The sequence below is a fragment of the Streptococcus oralis genome (assembly GCF_004127215.1).
Classification (GTDB): Bacteria; Bacillota; Bacilli; order Lactobacillales; family Streptococcaceae; genus Streptococcus; species Streptococcus oralis_BD.
In genome coordinates, this window is sequence record NZ_QEWJ01000006.1 from 100,767 (window position 1) to 117,766 (window position 17,000).

The following is a 17,000-nucleotide window of genomic DNA, read 5'->3' on the forward strand; positions in this document are numbered from 1 at the left end:
CAAAAGTAGGATTTTACGGTATAATAGTTGCTGTTCAATAACATATGAATTTTAAAGAATAATTGTTAGTTTAAGGAGGACTTATGAACAACTTACCAAATTGCCCAAAATGTAATTCAGAATATGTCTACGAAGACGGAAGTCTCTTGGTCTGCCCAGAGTGTGCCTATGAGTGGAATCCTGCAGAAGTTGCAGAAGTAGAAGAAGGTGTTGTTGCTATCGATGCCAATGGAAATAAATTGGCTGACGGCGATACTGTAACCCTTATCAAGGACTTGAAAGTAAAAGGTGCGCCAAAGGATTTGAAACAAGGAACTCGCGTTAAAAATATCCGTATCGTAGAAGGTGACCACAACATCGACTGTAAGATTGATGGTTTTGGAGCTATGAAATTGAAGTCAGAGTTTGTTAAGAAAATCTAGCCATGAAACTGAATTATAAATTTATCTTTTATAGTCGTGTGCTCTTGTTCTTAGCGGCATTTACAGGAGTTTATTTGGAGATTACCAAGCACGGTGGCTTTGGTATGCTCCTTTACTACACAGTGTTGTCCAATCTTTTGGTAACGATTTTCACCGGCTATCTGCTCCGTGTGATGAGCCGTTCAGGTGAAAATTGGCAAAGTCCGACCTTGCTTCGTCTCAAGGGTGGTGTTACCATGAGTATCATGATTACTTGTGTGATTTACCATTTTATGCTTGCTCCGATTGCGACAGACTTTTACAGAGTGGAAAATTTCCTTTGCCACTATATCGTTCCACTCTGGTTTTTAGCCGACACCCTCTTCTTTGATAAACAGGGTCAATACAAGATCTGGGATCCAGTCTTGTGGACCATCTTGCCCTTGGTTTATATGATTTTTGCCTTGTTTAACGGCCTGGTCTTAAAACTCAATATTCCGAATTCCAAGGACAATCCCTTCCCTTATTTCTTTTTAAATGTGAACAAGGGTTGGGACGTGGTTATCAAATGGTGTTTGATCATTTTTGCGGCGTATATGGTTGCAGGCTTTATCTTCTATCTGATCAAGCAAATCAAGCGAAAATAGTCTTCCTATTAGGAAAGTTAGGACGGAGTCTTTAGTTCAATCGGGCTCCTTCTTTTCTTGCCACCTTCCTTTTAAAAAGGTCAACAGTGAGAAATATACAGAAAGAAAATTCATGAAACAATTTTTAGAACGGGCTAGTATTTTGGCTCTCTCCCTCGTTTTGATTACCTCCTTTTCCATCTCAAGTGCTCTGCCAGCCATGTTTGACTACTATCAAGGCTACCCCAAAGAACAAATCGAGCTCCTGGTCAGTCTCCCTTCTTTTGGAATCATGATTATGCTGGTTTTAAATGGGTTTTTGGAGCGTTTGCTTCCTGAGCGACTTCAGATTAGTCTGGGACTTCTCATCCTCTCTATCGGTGGAACAGCTCCCTTCTGGTATCAGGAGTACAACTTTGTCTTTGCGATGCGGATTTTATTTGGTTTGGGTGTGGGGATGATCAATGCCAAGGCTATTTCCATCATCAGCGAACGCTATCATGGAAAGACACGGATTCAGATGCTGGGTCTCCGCGGATCAGCAGAAGTTGTCGGGGCGTCGATTTTGACTCTAGTGGTAGGTCAACTCTTATCCTTGGGATGGACAGTGACCTTCTTGGCCTACAGTGCGGGATTTTTAGTATTGATCCTTTATCTGCTCTTTGTCCCTTATGGGAAAGAAAAGAAAGAAACAAAGAAAAAAGAGGCCGAAACAATTCGTTTGACAGGACAGATGAAAGGCTTAATTTTTCTATTGGCTGTCGAAGCAGCAGTTGTTGTCTGTACCAACACAGCTATCACCATTCGTATTCCTAGTCTGATGGTGGAAAGAGGTCTAGGGGATGCCCAGTTATCGAGTTTGGTTTTAAGTATCATGCAGTTGATTGGTATCTTGGCAGGTGTGAGTTTTTCTTTCTTTATCTCTCTGTTTAAAGAAAGGTTGCTCCTTTGGTCAGGTATCACCTTTGGATTGGGGCAGATTGTGATTGCCTTGTCTCCGTCATTGGGTGTGATGGTAGTTGGAAGTGTTGTGGCAGGTTTTTCTTACAGTGTGGCCTTGACGACTGTCTTTCAGCTTCTTTCTGAAAGAATCCCAGCCAAGCTCCTTAATCAGGCAACATCTTTTGCAGTGCTAGGATGTAGCTTTGGAGCCTTTACGACACCTTTCATTCTTGGGGCGATTGGCTTGGTGACTCAAAACGGTATGTTGGTCTTCACCATTCTAGGATGCTGGTTGATTGTCACTTCTATTTTTGTTATGTACGCACTTCAAAAAAGAGCTTAGGATTGGTTTCCTAAGTTTTTCTTTTTAGGGATTGTACCCAGACAATACTTGTTTTAGGACCTTGTTTACAGACTACTTTCTTGATAAAATAGAAGCTATGACAAGATATAAAGCAATCATTTCCTATGATGGTTATGCCTTTGCTGGTTTTCAGCGCCAGCCTCATGCGCGTAGTGTTCAGGAAGAAATAGAAAAAACCTTAACGAGACTCAATAAAGGACAGGCAAACACTGTTCACGGTGCGGGTAGGACAGATAGTGGGGTTCATGCTCTGGGACAGGTCATTCATTTTGACCTGCCCTATCAGATGGATGAGGAAAAACTCCGTTTTGCTCTGGATACCCAATCTCCGGAAGATATCGATGTAATCTCGATGGAGCTTGTGGCGGATGATTTTCACTGTCGTTACGCCAAGCATAGCAAGACCTATGAGTTTATCGTGGATAGAGGACGTCCCAAAAATCCTATGCGCCGTCACTATGCCACTCACTTTCCTTATCCGCTCGATGTGGAACGGATGCAGACGGCAATCAAAAGGCTAGAAGGAACCCATGATTTCACTGGTTTTACAGCCTCTGGGACTAGTGTGGAGGATAAGGTTCGCACCATCACAGAAGCGAGTCTTAGGGTGGATGATACAGGCCAGTTTTTGACCTTTACCTTTTCTGGAAATGGTTTTCTTTACAAACAGATTCGCAATATGGTGGGGACTCTTCTCAAAATCGGCAACAACCGCATGCCAGTTGAGCAGATTGACCTCATCTTGGAGAAAAAGGACAGGCAACTTGCTGGTCCCACTGCAGCACCGAATGGCTTGTATTTGAAGGAGATTCGTTATGAAGAATAATCGTATTTTAGCACTTTCTGGAAATGATATTTTTAGTGGTGGTGGTTTGTCAGCTGATTTGGCAACCTATACCTTGAATGGTTTGCATGGTTTTGTAGCGGTGACTTGCTTGACAGCCTTGACAGAAAAGGGATTTGAAGTCTTTCCGACGGACGATACTATTTTTCAACATGAGTTGGATAGTTTGCGTGACGTGGACTTTGCAGGGATCAAGATTGGTCTTCTCCCTACTGTCAGTGTGGCTGAGAAGACACTGGACTTTATCAAGCAACGTCCGAGAGTGCCTGTGGTATTGGACCCCGTTTTGGTCTGCAAGGAGACGCATGATGTGGCAGTCAGCCAACTCTGTCAAGAGTTGATTCGCTTTTTCCCTCATGTCAGTGTGATCACGCCTAATCTCCCAGAAGCAGAATTGCTAGCAGATCAAGAGATTAAAACCTTGGAAGATATGAAGACAGCAGCGCAGAAATTGCATGACTTGGGAGCGCCAGCAGTCATTATCAAGGGAGGCAATCGTCTCAGTCAGGATAAGGCAGTAGATGTCTTTTATGATGGACAAAATTTTACGATCCTAGAAAATTCCGTTGTCCAGGAGCAAAATGCTGGTGCAGGTTGTACCTTTGCCTCAAGCATTGCCAGTCACTTGGTAAAAGGGGATGAACTATTAGCAGCAGTGGAAAGTTCTAAAGCTTTCGTTTACCGTGCTATTGCACAAGCAGATCAATATGGAGTAAGACAATATGAAGCAAACAAAAACAACTAAAATCGCCCTAGTATCTATCTTAACAGCCCTATCCGTAGCTTTAGGTTATGTGGTGAAAATCCCAACAGCTACTGGAATCCTCACTTTTTTGGATGCTGGAATTTTCTTTACCGCCTTTTATTTTGGGCGCCGTGAAGGAGCCATCGTTGGAGGTCTAGGAGGTTTTATCATTGACCTTATTTCAGGTTATCCTCACTGGATGATCTTCAGCTTGATTTTCCATGGTTCACAGGGCTATTTTGCAGGTTTTAAAGGCAAATGGCAATGGTTAGGCCTTGTCTTGGCTACTATCGTCATGGTAGCTGGTTATGCCTTCGCTACTGCTTGGATGAAGGGATGGGGTATAGCTCTGGCAGATGTTCCTCACAATTTATTGCAGAATTTTGTTGGAATGTTTGCAGGATTTCTTCTCTATCAAAGTATTAAAAAGATAAAATAAAAAAGTCAGCTCAAATAGCTGACTTTTTGATTGTCTATAAGTTTAATAAAAATAAAGCAAATCTTTGTTGGTGCTGGTAAAGAGGTCAAATCCATCCTTAGTGACAACACCGCAATCTTCGATGCGAACACCAACTTTTCCAGGGATATAGATACCTGGTTCAACAGAGAAGCACATGCCTTCTTCGATGACCATGTCGTTTCCTTCCATGATAGATGGGAATTCGTGGACATCCATACCGATACCGTGACCGAGACGGTGGTTGAAGTACTCACCGTAACCAGCTTTTTCGATGACTTCACGGGCAGCACGGTCTACTTCATGAGCAGTCACACCAGGTTTGATAAAGTCAAGAGCAGCTTGTTGTGCTTCAAGGGTCAAGTTGTAAATATCTTTCTTGAATTGGTCTGGTTTGCCGACAGCGACTGTACGAGTCATATCTGATGCATAGCCATTGACCATAACACCCAAGTCAAAGAGGAGAAGGGCGTCTTTTTCGACCTTGTTTGCCCCAGGAATTCCGTGTGGATTTGCAGCATTATCGCCAGTCAAGACCATGGTATCAAAACTCATTTCATAGCCTTCACGCTTTAAGGCGAAGTCGATTTGGGCAATGATATCTGTCTCGGTTTTATTAAGAGAAATATTGTCAAAACCAACTTTTACAGCTTTATCAGCATAGAGACCTGCAACCATCATTTTTTGGACTTCATCAGCTGATTTGATGAGGCGCATGCGTTGGATACGAGGAGTGAGGTTTTCAAACTCAGCAGTTTCAAAAACTGTTTTCAAACCATGGTATTTTGTCAAGATAAGATTATCAAACTCAACAGCGACACGTTTGAAGTCAAGTTGTGGAAGAGCATGTTTCATCTTTTGCCATGGATTTTCAGAGTCCACATAGCCTACAACTGGGAAGGAAACGGTGCTGCTTGCACGTTCAACCTCAAGGGCTGGGACAAAGAGAAGCGGTTCTTGATCCGCTAGGACAAAAAGGAACATTTGGCGTTCATGGGGATCACTGTAAAAGCCAGTGAGGTAATTGATTGTGACGGGGTCAGATACGACAGCGACGTCTAGTTTTTCTGATTCAAGATATGTTAGGATTTGTTGTAATTTAGACATATGCTACCTTCTTTCTACCCCTCTATTTTGGCAAAAAATGAGAGAAAATGCAAGGGAGAAGGGTAAAAGAACAGGCAAAAAGAACTCCGACAAGATAGGGGAGTTCTTTGATATAGTTTTTCTTATACTCTTCGAAAATCTCTTCAAACCACGTCAGCGTCGCCTTACCGTAGATATATGTAACTGACTTCGTCAGTCTTATCTACAACCTCAAAGCGTTACTTTGAGCAACCTGCGGCTAGCTTCCTAGTTTGCTCTTTGATTTTCATTGAGTATTAATTTATGAAAAGTCAGCTTTGCTTTTGACGTCGCTGTATTCTTCAGCGATTTCTTGGCTGAGAATATCTTCATAGGCAGGGAGTTGGATGTCCTGACCGTATTTTTTCTTGAGAGCAGTAGTGACTAGGCGATAAGCTAGATTGGCATTACGAGAGAGGATAGGTCCGTGGAAGTAGGAACCAAAGACATTCTTGTAATGAACCCCTTCACCGACCTTTTCTTCGTTGTTCCCATTTCCGTAAACAACTTGACCGAGTGGTTTTTGGTCATCTGAGAGGAAGGTACGACCCTGGTGATTCTCAAATCCATAGTAGGTTTCATCGAATTCTTCATTGTGAATCTTGATATCACCGATAAAGCGGTTATTGGTCTGGTTGAGGGTATAGTGGCCCATGACCCCTAGACCTTCGATGCGCTTGCCTGAAGCTTCAACATAATATTGTCCCAATAGTTGAAAACCACCGCAGATGGCTAGAACAACACCATCGTTTTGGATGTAGTTGTCAATGCTCTCTTTTTTAGCAGGAAGATCGCCAGCGATAATACTTTGTTCAAAGTCTTGACCCCCACCGAAAAAGGCGATATCGTAGTGGTTTTCATCAAAGTCATCATGGAGAGAAACGATGTCAACTGTTACATGAGCTCCGAGTTTCTCAGCCACATACTTGAGCATGAGGATATTTCCATTGTCCCCGTAGGTATTCATGAGGTTTCCATAGAGGTGGGCGATGTTAAGCTGATAAGGGTAGTTGCCAGCTTTTGAGGAAAGTGAAGTATAAACCATTAGTTCATCTCCTTTCTAACAATCTGACGACTAGCCAGTAGTTCGCGGAATTCAAGCATAGCAGTATAGGTAGCTAGGATATAGGCATGCTTGCAGTCTTGGTTCTCAATGGTTTTGAGAACTTGCTCCAGATTGCTTGTCTCAGTGATTTTATCAGCTGGGTAGCCGGTCACCCGAAGACGGCGAGCGATTTCAGAATGACGAACACCACCAGCGTTGATTTCAGGAATGTCCATGTCAGTGATTTGTTCAAAGTCTGCATCCCAGATCCAGCTAGTGTCAATTCCGTCTGCATAGTTGGCATTGAGGAGGACAGATAGGCTAAATGGATAAGGAGCTAGTTTAATCATCTCGATGGCTTGAGTTGCACCGACTGGATTCTTAATCAAGACGAGAGTACATTCCTTGTCGCCGATATGGAAGGTTTCCTGACGACCAAAGACAGCACGGCTCTTGTCAAATCCTTGCTTGATGAGTTGTGAATCAGCCCCGAGGAAACGGGCGATGGCAACCGCAGCTAGCGCATTGTAGATATTGTAAAGCCCACCGATTTGGATGCCGTATTCTTGGCCGTCAATGACAAAACGAGAGCGATTGTTGGTCAACTCAACCAAGTCTGTCAGACGGTAGTCCAATTCAGGACGTTTGCAGCCACAATTTTCACAGATATAGGCACCCAAGTTGGCATAGGTATTGTTCTCGTATTTGAGGATACCTTGGCAGTCAGGACAGAGGATTCCTTCGGTATTGTAGTGAGCTAGTTGGGCTGGTCCTTTTTCCAAGTCAAAACCGAAATACTGTACAGGATTTGGAATAGCTGGCTTGTAGAAAAGCGGACTGTCGCCATTGAGGAGAACAGTAGCCGTAGGCACCTTACGAATGGCATCCAAAATCATCTTATAAGTCGTATAAATCTCACCATAGCGGTCCATCTGGTCACGGAAAATATTAGTGATGACAAAAAGGCTAGGATGGATGTAATCACAGATACGAGATAGACTGGCCTCGTCAATTTCTAGAACGGCAATGTTTTTCCCAGTTTTAGAGGATTTGGCCGTCAAGAAGGTTGTCGTAATCCCTGTGATCATATTGGCGCCACTAGGATTGGTCAGAACCTGACCATAAACTTCTTTTAAAATGCCGACAGTGAGGGCAGTTGTCAGGGTTTTTCCGTTGGTTCCAGTGACCACGACGATCTCGTAGTTCTTCGCTAGATGTTGTAAAATATCTTTATCAAATTGAAGGGCAAGTTTCCCTGGGAGCGTACTTCCACGGCCAAGACGGCTCAAGATGAAGTGAGATGAACGCCCAGCAAGAAGGCCCAAAGTAGTTTTTAATTTCATGTTTCTATTATATCATAAAAGAGGGAAAAGACAGATTTGAGATTTCGCAGAAACAAAAACAGCCCAAAGAGGGCTGTTGGTTAACAAATCAGTCTCAACTTAGATAGCAAACAAGTCATTCAAGTTCTCAGCCAAGGTTGGGTGAGTGAAGATCTGTTTTGTGAAGTAAGTGTAAGGAATTTTGTTGTCCATAGCAACAGTGATGATGTTGATAATTTCTTGAGAACCTTCTGAGAAGATAGTTGCACCAAGAATTTCTTTGGTTTCAGTATTAACAACAGCTTTGAAAGCACCGCGAAGGTCGCCATTTACATGACCACGAGGCATCGCAGCAACAGGGATTTCCTTAACGGCGTATGGAAGTTTCAAATCAGCTGCTTGACTTTCCGTCAAGCCAACTTGAGAAAGAGCTGGTGTGATGAACATGGTGTTTGGTACATTGAGCCGGTCTTCGAGTGTGTAGCTGCCATCTCCAGCAAGGTAGCTGTAAACAACACGGAAGTCATCAAGTGAAATGTAAGTAAATTGAGGTCCACCGTTGACGTCCCCAACTGCAAAGACACCAGGAACGTTTGTTTGACAATGTTTGTCGACCTTGATAGCACCACGCTCAGTTAGTTCAATATCTGTATTTTCAAGTTGAAGTGGTTCTACATTCGGTTTACGTCCAGTTGCGTAGAGAAGGGCATCGAAACGGTAAGTTTCCTTTTCAGTTACGACGAGGACTTGATCACCGTCGTTTTTGATTTCAGTAGTATGGATGTTTTGAAGCAATTCAATACCGTCTTCTTCCATGTATTGTTTAGCAAGAGCTGCGATGGAAGGTTCTGCACGAGGAAGGAATGTATCCAAGGCATCTAGGACTGTGACTTTGCTACCAAGTTTGTTGTAGAGTCCAGCAAATTCAAGACCGATGTTTCCACCACCAAGGACTCCAAGTTTTTCAGGCAATTTGTCCAAGTTTTGGATACCTGTTGAGTCAAAGACATTTTTACTTGTAGCAAGTCCAGGAATTGGCAAGACGTTTGAAACAGCGCCAGTGTTGATGACAATTGTTTCAGCAGTCATTTCTTGTTTTTCGTCACCAGCCTGGATCTCGATCACCTTATTTGACACGAAATGTGCCTCTGCATCAATGACATCAACGCCATTATCGGCCAACATTTTATAATTTTTAGCGTTAAGACGACCAGTCACCGCACCACGCTCTTTCATGGTATCGTCAAATGACCAGCCCTTTTCAGCCGCTACAATCATAGTCTTGGTTGGGATACAAGCAATATTAATGCAAGTACCACCATACATCGCTTTACTGCGCTCGATGACAGCAACTTTTTTTCCAGCCGCATTCATCTTAGCAGCCAAAGTCTTACCGGCTTTACCAAATCCAATGACAATTAAATCGTATGTTAACATTTTTAAATCCTCCTATTTGATTTAATTCTAGCACAAGAAAAAAACTTTTGCACAAATCTGCTACGGGAAAAAATATTGGACTAAAATAGTCTAACGAAAGCTTTCGGGAATCAAGTTCAAAAAATAGAAAAATCGTTTACATGATTTTCCTTAAAGATTCTACTATCTTTTGCCCCGCTCTTGTGTTATACTAGATAAGTTGCAAAGAAACTCGTACTTTTCTTTCGTGGAAAAGAAGCAACACGGTATCTCGTTTTTGTTGAAGATACGTCATGAAAAGAAAAGTATAAACTAAAGCCCTATAGGGTGGCTTCGCACCACCTTTAGAAAGAAGAATAACGTGAAATTTAATGAATTTAACTTGTCTGCTGAATTGCTAGCAGAGATTGAAAAAGCTGGATTTGTAGAAGCCAGTCCCATCCAAGAACAGACCATTCCCTTGGCTCTCGAAGGAAAAGACGTTATCGGTCAAGCTCAGACTGGTACAGGGAAAACTGCAGCCTTTGGCTTGCCAACCCTTGAAAAAATCCGTACAGAAGAAGCGACCATCCAAGCCTTGGTCATCGCTCCAACCCGTGAACTCGCTGTTCAAAGCCAAGAAGAACTCTTCCGATTTGGCCGTAGCAAGGGAGTGAAAGTTCGCTCAGTTTACGGTGGTTCAAGCATTGAAAAACAAATCAAAGCCCTTAAATCGGGTGCCCATATCGTGGTAGGAACACCAGGCCGTCTCTTGGACTTGATCAAACGTAAGGCTTTGAAATTGCACGATATTGAAACGCTTATCCTTGACGAAGCGGACGAAATGCTCAACATGGGCTTTCTTGAAGATATCGAAGCTATTATCTCTCGTGTTCCTGAAAGTCGTCAAACCTTACTCTTTTCAGCAACCATGCCAGATGCTATCAAACGTATCGGTGTTCAGTTTATGAAAGAACCTGAGCATGTGAAGATTGCTGCTAAGGAATTGACAACAGAACTGGTGGACCAATACTATATTCGTGTCAAAGAACAAGAAAAATTCGACACCATGACCCGTCTCATGGATGTGGAACAACCAGAACTCGCTATCGTGTTTGGTCGTACCAAACGCCGTGTGGATGAATTGACTCGTGGACTTAAAATCCGTGGCTTCCGTGCAGAAGGCATTCATGGTGATTTGGACCAAAACAAACGTCTTCGTGTCCTACGTGATTTTAAAAATGGGAATCTCGATGTTTTGGTTGCGACAGACGTAGCAGCGCGTGGCTTGGATATTTCAGGTGTGACCCATGTCTACAATTACGATATTCCACAAGATCCTGAAAGTTATGTTCACCGTATCGGTCGTACAGGTCGTGCTGGTAAGTCAGGTCAATCTATTACCTTTGTTTCTCCAAATGAAATGGGTTACCTTCAAATTATTGAAAACTTGACTAAGAAACGCATGAAAGGTCTCAAACCAGCGACAGCAGACGAAGCCTTCCAAGCTAAAAAGCAAGTGGCTCTCAAGAAAATCGAACGTGATTTCGCAGATGAAAGCGTTCGTTCCAACTTTGAGAAGTTTGCTAAAGATGCTCGTAAGTTGGCTGCTGAATTTAGTCCTGAAGAATTGGCTATGTATATCTTGAGTCTGACTGTCCAAGATCCTGACAGTCTTCCGGAAGTTGAGATTGCACGTGAAAAACCACTACCATTTAAACCATCAGGTAATGGCTTCGGTGGAAAAGCTAAGGGAGGTCGTGGAGGCCGTCGTGGGGAGGATCGTCGAGACCGTGATCGCCGTGGCAATGGTCGTCGTGATGAGTTCAAGAAAGGTAGTCGTGAGAACGATCGTTTTGATAAAGACAGACGTTACCGAAATAAAGACAATAAAAAACCTCGCAACACTTCAAGCGAAAAGAAAACAGGCTTTGTTATTCGTAACAAGGGAGATAAATAGGAAAAAGCGATTCACAATGTGAATCGCTTTTATATATAAGGAGACCAAGGGGAAAAGAAGATGGATAATAGTAAAGGAAAGGTGAGATGGGAAGGGATCCTTAATTCATCTTCTTATAATGTTATAATATCAAAAAAATGAAGTCTTGTCAATGAAAAATAATGATTTTTTCTAAAATATTTTTGCTTTTAAAAATTGCAATTCAATAAGCAATTTTCAGATAATTATTGAAATTTTAGGTTCTTTATGTTATAATGGTAGCGATTAAATGCGAGGTGAAAAATGGCACATTTATTAGAAAAGACAAGAAAAATTACATCAATTTTGAAACGCTCTGAAGAGCAAATGCAGGATGAACTTCCATACAATGCCATTACACGTCAACTAGCAGACATTATTGATTGCAATGCCTGTATTGTCAATAGCAAGGGACGACTTTTGGGCTATTTTATGCGCTATAAAACCAATACCGATCGCGTAGAGCAGTTTTTCCAAACCAAGACGTTTCCAGATGACTATGTACAAGGGGCAAACATGATCTATGACACGGAAGCCAATCTTCCTGTTGAACATGATTTGACCATTTTCCCTGTTGAGAGCCGTGCGGACTTTCCAGATGGTTTGACAACCATTGCTCCCATTCATGTATCAGGGATTCGCCTAGGTTCCTTGATTATTTGGCGTAATGATAAGAAATTTGAAGATGAGGATTTGATTCTCGTTGAGATTGCGAGCACGGTGGTAGGGATTCAACTCTTGAACTTCCAACGTGAAGAAGATGAAAAAAATATTCGCCGTCGTACGGCTGTTACCATGGCGGTCAATACTCTCTCCTATTCAGAACTTCGTGCCGTATCAGCTATTTTAGCTGAGTTGGATGGGAATGAAGGACAATTGACTGCATCTGTCATTGCTGACCGTATCGGAATCACGCGCTCAGTAATCGTCAATGCTCTCCGTAAGCTAGAGTCGGCAGGAATTATTGAGAGTCGCTCGCTCGGAATGAAGGGGACTTATCTCAAAGTTCTAATTGGTGATATTTTTGAGGAAGTGAAAAAGAGGGACTACTAATGGCAAAGGCTTTAATCTCGATTGACTATACAGAGGATTTCGTAGCAGACAACGGAAAGCTAACTGCTGGAGCACCTGCTCAAGCAATATCAGAGGCAATCAATCAGGTGACCAGACTGGCTTTTGATTGTGGAGACTATGTTTTCTTCACCATTGATGCTCATGAGGAAGGGGATGATTTTCATCCTGAGAGTAAACTCTTTCCACCGCACAACATCATTGGGACTAGTGGCCGTAACCTCTATGGCCCCCTAGCTGATTTCTATGCGGAAAATAAGGACGATAGTCGCGTCTTTTGGATGGACAAGCGTCACTATTCAGCATTTTCAGGAACGGACCTCGATATTCGCTTGCGAGAACGTCGGGTCGATACCGTCATCTTAACTGGTGTTTTGACGGATATTTGTGTTCTTCATACTGCTATTGATGCCTATAATCTAGGTTATAAAATCGAGGTTGTCAAACCTGCGGTTGCTTCTATCTGGCCAGAAAATCATCAGTTTGCTCTTGGGCATTTTAAGAACACTCTGGGAGCCAAATTATTGGATGAAAATCTTGATGAAATTAAAGAATGATTCCCTTGGAAAAATGAAAAAAATCTGAAAAAAGTGTTGACAAAGATTTTGAAAGTTGATATACTAGTAAAGTAATCGACGCGGGGATGGCGGAATTGGCAGACGCGCAGGACTAAGGATCCTGTGACCGCTTTAGGTCGTGAGGGTTCAAGTCCCTCTCTCCGCATAGGGTAAGAGTTAGCTTTGGCTAGCTCTTTTTGTTTTTCTAAAGAAGACTAGAGAAAGCATTTTGGATATCGAAAGCTATCGGCATCAAGAACTATCAATTATAGAATGGAGTCGATTTTTGATTGGTAAAACGTGTTCTAATATGAGGAAAGTTAGCTCTTGCTAGCTTTCTTCATTTTTTCAACAAATAAATCAAAAATTTTTTTCGATTTCATAAACATTTCATATTTGGATTTTATAATAGTCTTACAAATATGGAGGTGACAAATGAATCCAATCCAAAGAGCTTGGGCTTATGTCAGCAGAAAACGACTGAGAAGTTTTATTTTATTTCTGATTTTATTGGTCCTATTGGCCGGAATTTCAGCTTGTTTGACGCTGATGAAGTCCAACAAAACAGTGGAAACCAATCTTTACAAATCTCTCAATACCTCTTTTTCTATTAAGAAGATAGAAAATGGACAGACCTTCAAGTTATCGGACCTAGCATCCGTTAGCAAGATTAAGGGACTGGAAAATGTCTCTCCTGAACTCGAGACGGTCGCAAAACTGAAAGACAAGGAAGCAGTGAGTGGTGAGCAGAGCGTAGAACGCGATGATTTGTCAGCTGCGGACAAGAACTTGGTTAGTTTAACGGCTCTTGAGGATTCATCCAAGGATGTCACCTTTACCAGTTCGGCTTTCAACCTAAAAGAGGGCCGACACCTTCAAAAAGGGGATGCTAAGAAAATCCTGATCCACGAAGAGTTGGCTAAGAAGAACAATCTTTCGCTTCATGACAAGATTCGCTTAGATGCTGGACAGTCAGAATCTGGAAAAGGGCAAACAGTAGAGTTTGAGATTGTCGGCATCTTTTCTGGTAAAAAACAAGAGAAATTCACAGGCTTGTCTTCTGACTTCAGTGAAAACCAAGTCTTTACAGACTATGAAAGTAGCCAAACTCTTCTGGGAAATAGTGAACCGCAAGTCAGTGCAGCCCGCTTCTATGTAGAAAATCCTAAGGAAATGGACGAACTCATGAAGCAGGTGGAAAACTTGGCCTTGGAAAATCAAGGATACCAAGTTGAGAAGGAAAACAAGGCCTTTGAACAGATTAAAGACTCAGTTGCAACCTTCCAAACCTTCCTAACCATCTTCCTTTATGGGATTATGATAGCTGGAGCTGGAGCCTTGATTTTGGTCTTGTCTCTCTGGTTGAGAGAACGGGTCTACGAAGTGGGAATTTTACTGGCACTTGGAAAAGGCAAGAGCTCGATCTTTCTACAGTTCTGTTTAGAGGTAATGTTGGTATCTCTTGGAGCTTTGCTTCCATCCTTTATCGCTGGAAATGCCATTACATCCTATCTACTCCAAACTGTACTAGCCAGTGGAGATCAGGCAAGCTTACAGGACACGCTGGCCAAAGCAAGCGGTCTATCAACCAGTCTCCTATCCTTTGCAGAATCCTATGTTTTTCTGCTCCTGATTGGTTGCTTATCAGTAGCCCTTTGTTTCGTATTCTTATTTAGAAAATCGCCTAAGGAAATTTTATCATCTATTAGTTAAGAAGGAGAAATCATGACTTTATTACAATTACAAGATGTTACCTACCGTTATAAGAACACTGCTGAGGCAGTTTTATATCAGATCAAGTATAATTTTGAACCCGGAAAGTTTTATAGTATCATTGGTGAGTCAGGAGCAGGAAAATCCACTCTCTTGTCCCTGCTTGCGGGTCTAGATAGTCCTGTTGAAGGTTCTATCCTTTTCCAAGGAGAGGACATTCGGAATAAGGGATATTCTTATCATCGCATGCACCATATTTCTCTGGTCTTTCAAAATTATAATTTGATTGATTACCTTTCTCCACTGGAAAATATCCGCTTGGTCAACAAAAAAGCAAACAAGGATACACTTCTTGAACTTGGTCTGGATGAAAGTCAGATCAAGCGGAATGTTCTCCAGTTATCAGGTGGTCAACAGCAACGTGTTGCCATTGCTCGCAGTTTGGTCTCAGAAGCTCCAGTTATTCTAGCTGATGAGCCAACAGGAAATCTGGACCCTAAAACTGCCGGAGATATTATCGAACTGCTCAAGTCACTTGCTGAGAAAACAGGTAAATGTGTAATCGTTGTCACCCACAGTAAAGAAGTGGCACAAGCGTCAGATATTACACTTGAGTTGAAGGACAAGAAACTGACTGAAATATAGAATCTAGTTATTAAACTTTAAAATAGTATTAGTTGGTAATCAGATACGTGTATAGTAATAATAACCGAAGTGAGTCATTAACAACTATTTCCCGTAGTAGTGATAGCCTAGATAATAACAAAGTTATTATCTAGGCCGGAATTTTTGAGACATATGGCTCAAAAATTAGGGATGAAATTCCTATAGGAAGTTGCTCCCGTCCGCACAATCTAAGGGAAATAGTAAAAAATTATTTTATATAAGTTATAAGACATTGAAATAGAACAACATCTAGAAAGGGAACCTATGTTACACAACGCATTTGCCTATGTTACAAGGAAGTTTTTCAAATCAATTGTTATCTTCCTGATTATTCTCCTCATGGCGAGCTTGAGTTTGGTCGGCTTGTCGATCAAGGGAGCTACTGCCAAGGCTTCTCAGGAGACCTTTAAAAATATCACCAACAGCTTCTCCATGCAAATCAATCGTCGCGTCAATCAAGGAACGCCTCGAGGTGCTGGGAATATCAAGGGTGAGGATATCAAAAAAATTACCGAAAACAAGGCCATCGAGTCTTATGTTAAACGCATCAACGCTATCGGAGATTTGACTGGATACGACTTGATTGAAACGCCAGAAACCAAGAAAAATCTCACTGCTGACCGTGCTAAACGGTTTGGAAGCAGCTTGATGCTTACAGGTGTCAATGACTCCTCTAAAGAAGATAAATTTGTCTCTGGCTCATATAAGCTGGTTGAAGGTGAGCACCTAACCAACGACGACAAAGACAAGATCCTCATGCACAAGGACTTGGCAGCCAAACATGGCTGGAAAGTCGGAGATAAGGTCAAACTAGACTCCAATATCTACGATGCAGACAATGAAAAAGGAGCCAAGGAAACAGTTGAAGTGACAATCAAGGGACTCTTTGATGGTCACAATAAGTCGGCAGTAACCTATTCACAAGAACTCTATGAAAACACAGCTATCACAGACATTCACACTGCTGCAAAACTTTATGGATACACAGAAGACACAGCCATTTATGGGGACGCAACCTTCTTTGTAACAGCAGACAAGAACTTGGATGATGTCATGAAAGAGTTGAATGGCATCAGCGGTATCAACTGGAAGAGCTACACACTTGTGAAGAGCTCCTCTAACTACCCAGCTCTTGAGCAATCCATCTCTGGTATGTACAAGATGGCTAATCTCCTCTTCTGGGGTAGCTTGAGTTTCTCAGTCCTTCTCCTTGCCCTCTTACTCAGTCTTTGGATCAACGCCCGTCGCAAGGAAGTGGGAATTCTCCTCTCTATCGGTCTCAAGCAGGCAAGTATCTTGGGTCAATTCATCACCGAATCGATCTTGATTGCCATCCCTGCTCTCATTTCTGCTTACTTCCTAGCTAACTATACAGCTCGTGCAATCGGAAACACCGTCCTTGCCAATGTCACTTCAGGTGTTGCCAAGCAAGCCAGCAAGGCAGCTCAAGCCTCTAACCTTGGTGGTGGTGCAGAAGTAGATGGCTTTAGCAAGACCTTGTCGAGCCTAGACATTTCCATTCAGACATCAGACTTTATCATCGTCTTTGTTCTTGCCTTGGTTCTAGTGGTTCTCGTTATGGCGCTTGCTTCAAGCAATCTCCTTAGAAAACAACCCAAAGAGCTCTTGCTGGATAGCGAATAAAAAACTTGCTACCTATTCTCCCCTAAATGGGGTATAATATAGGTAGCATTTTTATCTATTTCATCTTCATATTGAGATGAAACAGAAAGATTTACAAGAAATTTA

16 protein-coding genes and 1 tRNA gene are annotated in these 17,000 nt (G+C 42.2%); 13 read left to right on the forward strand and 4 right to left on the reverse strand.

The window, feature by feature from the left end:
* The first annotated feature begins 83 nt into the window (after positions 1 to 83).
* From DF216_RS06135 to DF216_RS06160, 6 genes are all read left to right on the forward strand, one after another.
* Positions 84 to 422, forward strand: coding sequence for a zinc ribbon domain-containing protein YjdM (locus DF216_RS06135; RefSeq protein ID WP_001061600.1), 339 nt, complete (start codon positions 84 to 86; stop codon positions 420 to 422).
* Between the two features lie 2 nt (positions 423 to 424).
* Entirely contained in the window at positions 425 to 1,048 is a 624-nt protein-coding gene (locus DF216_RS06140; RefSeq protein WP_000775202.1) for a Pr6Pr family membrane protein, read from the forward strand.
* 112 nt (positions 1,049 to 1,160) lie between these two features.
* A complete protein-coding gene (locus tag DF216_RS06145) occupies positions 1,161 to 2,312 on the forward strand; it encodes an MFS transporter (protein WP_129326281.1) in 1,152 nt (383 codons plus the stop codon).
* Between the two features lie 97 nt (positions 2,313 to 2,409).
* Positions 2,410 to 3,159: a tRNA pseudouridine(38-40) synthase TruA gene (truA, locus tag DF216_RS06150; protein WP_129326282.1), complete on the forward strand. Its 750-nt coding sequence runs from the start codon at positions 2,410 to 2,412 to the stop codon at positions 3,157 to 3,159.
* Positions 3,149 to 3,922, forward strand: coding sequence for a bifunctional hydroxymethylpyrimidine kinase/phosphomethylpyrimidine kinase (locus tag DF216_RS06155; protein ID WP_084971563.1), 774 nt, complete (start codon positions 3,149 to 3,151; stop codon positions 3,920 to 3,922). The genes truA and DF216_RS06155 overlap by 11 nt, the downstream gene beginning before the upstream one ends.
* Positions 3,900 to 4,361: an ECF transporter S component gene (locus tag DF216_RS06160; RefSeq protein ID WP_084971565.1), complete on the forward strand. Its 462-nt coding sequence runs from the start codon at positions 3,900 to 3,902 to the stop codon at positions 4,359 to 4,361. Before DF216_RS06155 ends, DF216_RS06160 begins: the two co-directional genes overlap by 23 nt.
* Positions 4,362 to 4,403: 42 nt before the next feature.
* Here DF216_RS06160 and DF216_RS06165 read toward each other — a convergent pair whose 3' ends face one another.
* The 4 genes from DF216_RS06165 to DF216_RS06180 all read right to left on the reverse strand — a co-directional run bounded on the left by DF216_RS06165 (position 4,404) and on the right by DF216_RS06180 (position 9,308).
* Positions 4,404 to 5,486, reverse strand: coding sequence for a M24 family metallopeptidase (locus DF216_RS06165; protein ID WP_129326283.1), 1,083 nt, complete (start codon positions 5,484 to 5,486; stop codon positions 4,404 to 4,406).
* Between the two features lie 280 nt (positions 5,487 to 5,766).
* Positions 5,767 to 6,549, reverse strand: coding sequence for a lipid II isoglutaminyl synthase subunit GatD (gatD, locus tag DF216_RS06170; RefSeq protein ID WP_049549950.1), 783 nt, complete (start codon positions 6,547 to 6,549; stop codon positions 5,767 to 5,769).
* Complete coding sequence (gene murT, locus DF216_RS06175) at positions 6,549 to 7,892, reverse strand: lipid II isoglutaminyl synthase subunit MurT (protein ID WP_129326284.1); 1,344 nt, start codon at positions 7,890 to 7,892, stop codon at positions 6,549 to 6,551. Before murT ends, gatD begins: the two co-directional genes overlap by 1 nt.
* 99 nt (positions 7,893 to 7,991) lie before the next feature.
* Complete coding sequence (locus DF216_RS06180) at positions 7,992 to 9,308, reverse strand: FAD-containing oxidoreductase (protein WP_129326285.1); 1,317 nt, start codon at positions 9,306 to 9,308, stop codon at positions 7,992 to 7,994.
* 340 nt (positions 9,309 to 9,648) lie between these two features.
* Here DF216_RS06180 and DF216_RS06185 point away from each other — a divergent pair, with 340 nt between their 5' ends.
* From DF216_RS06185 to vex3, 7 genes are all read left to right on the forward strand, one after another.
* On the forward strand, positions 9,649 to 11,226 hold the full coding sequence (locus DF216_RS06185) for a DEAD/DEAH box helicase (RefSeq protein WP_129326286.1): 1,578 nt from the start codon (positions 9,649 to 9,651) through the stop codon (positions 11,224 to 11,226).
* 282 nt (positions 11,227 to 11,508) lie between these two features.
* Positions 11,509 to 12,297 (forward strand): GTP-sensing pleiotropic transcriptional regulator CodY, encoded by a 789-nt coding sequence (codY, locus tag DF216_RS06190; protein WP_061453377.1) that lies wholly within the window; start codon positions 11,509 to 11,511, stop codon positions 12,295 to 12,297.
* Positions 12,297 to 12,872, forward strand: a complete 576-nt coding sequence (locus DF216_RS06195; RefSeq protein WP_129326287.1) for a cysteine hydrolase family protein — start codon at positions 12,297 to 12,299, stop codon at positions 12,870 to 12,872. The genes codY and DF216_RS06195 overlap by 1 nt, the downstream gene beginning before the upstream one ends.
* Positions 12,873 to 12,952: 80 nt before the next feature.
* Positions 12,953 to 13,038: transfer RNA gene (locus DF216_RS06200), tRNA-Leu, on the forward strand.
* A gap of 269 nt (positions 13,039 to 13,307) precedes the next feature.
* The gene (locus DF216_RS06205; protein ID WP_129326288.1) at positions 13,308 to 14,585 is read left to right on the forward strand and encodes an ABC transporter permease; all 1,278 of its coding nucleotides are present in this window, start codon (positions 13,308 to 13,310) and stop codon (positions 14,583 to 14,585) included.
* 12 nt (positions 14,586 to 14,597) lie between these two features.
* Positions 14,598 to 15,230: an ABC transporter ATP-binding subunit Vex2 gene (vex2, locus tag DF216_RS06210; protein ID WP_129326289.1), complete on the forward strand. Its 633-nt coding sequence runs from the start codon at positions 14,598 to 14,600 to the stop codon at positions 15,228 to 15,230.
* A 285-nt stretch (positions 15,231 to 15,515) separates the two neighbouring features.
* Positions 15,516 to 16,895, forward strand: a complete 1,380-nt coding sequence (gene vex3 / locus DF216_RS06215; RefSeq protein ID WP_129326290.1) for an ABC transporter permease subunit Vex3 — start codon at positions 15,516 to 15,518, stop codon at positions 16,893 to 16,895.
* The last annotated feature ends 105 nt before the right edge of the window (positions 16,896 to 17,000 follow it).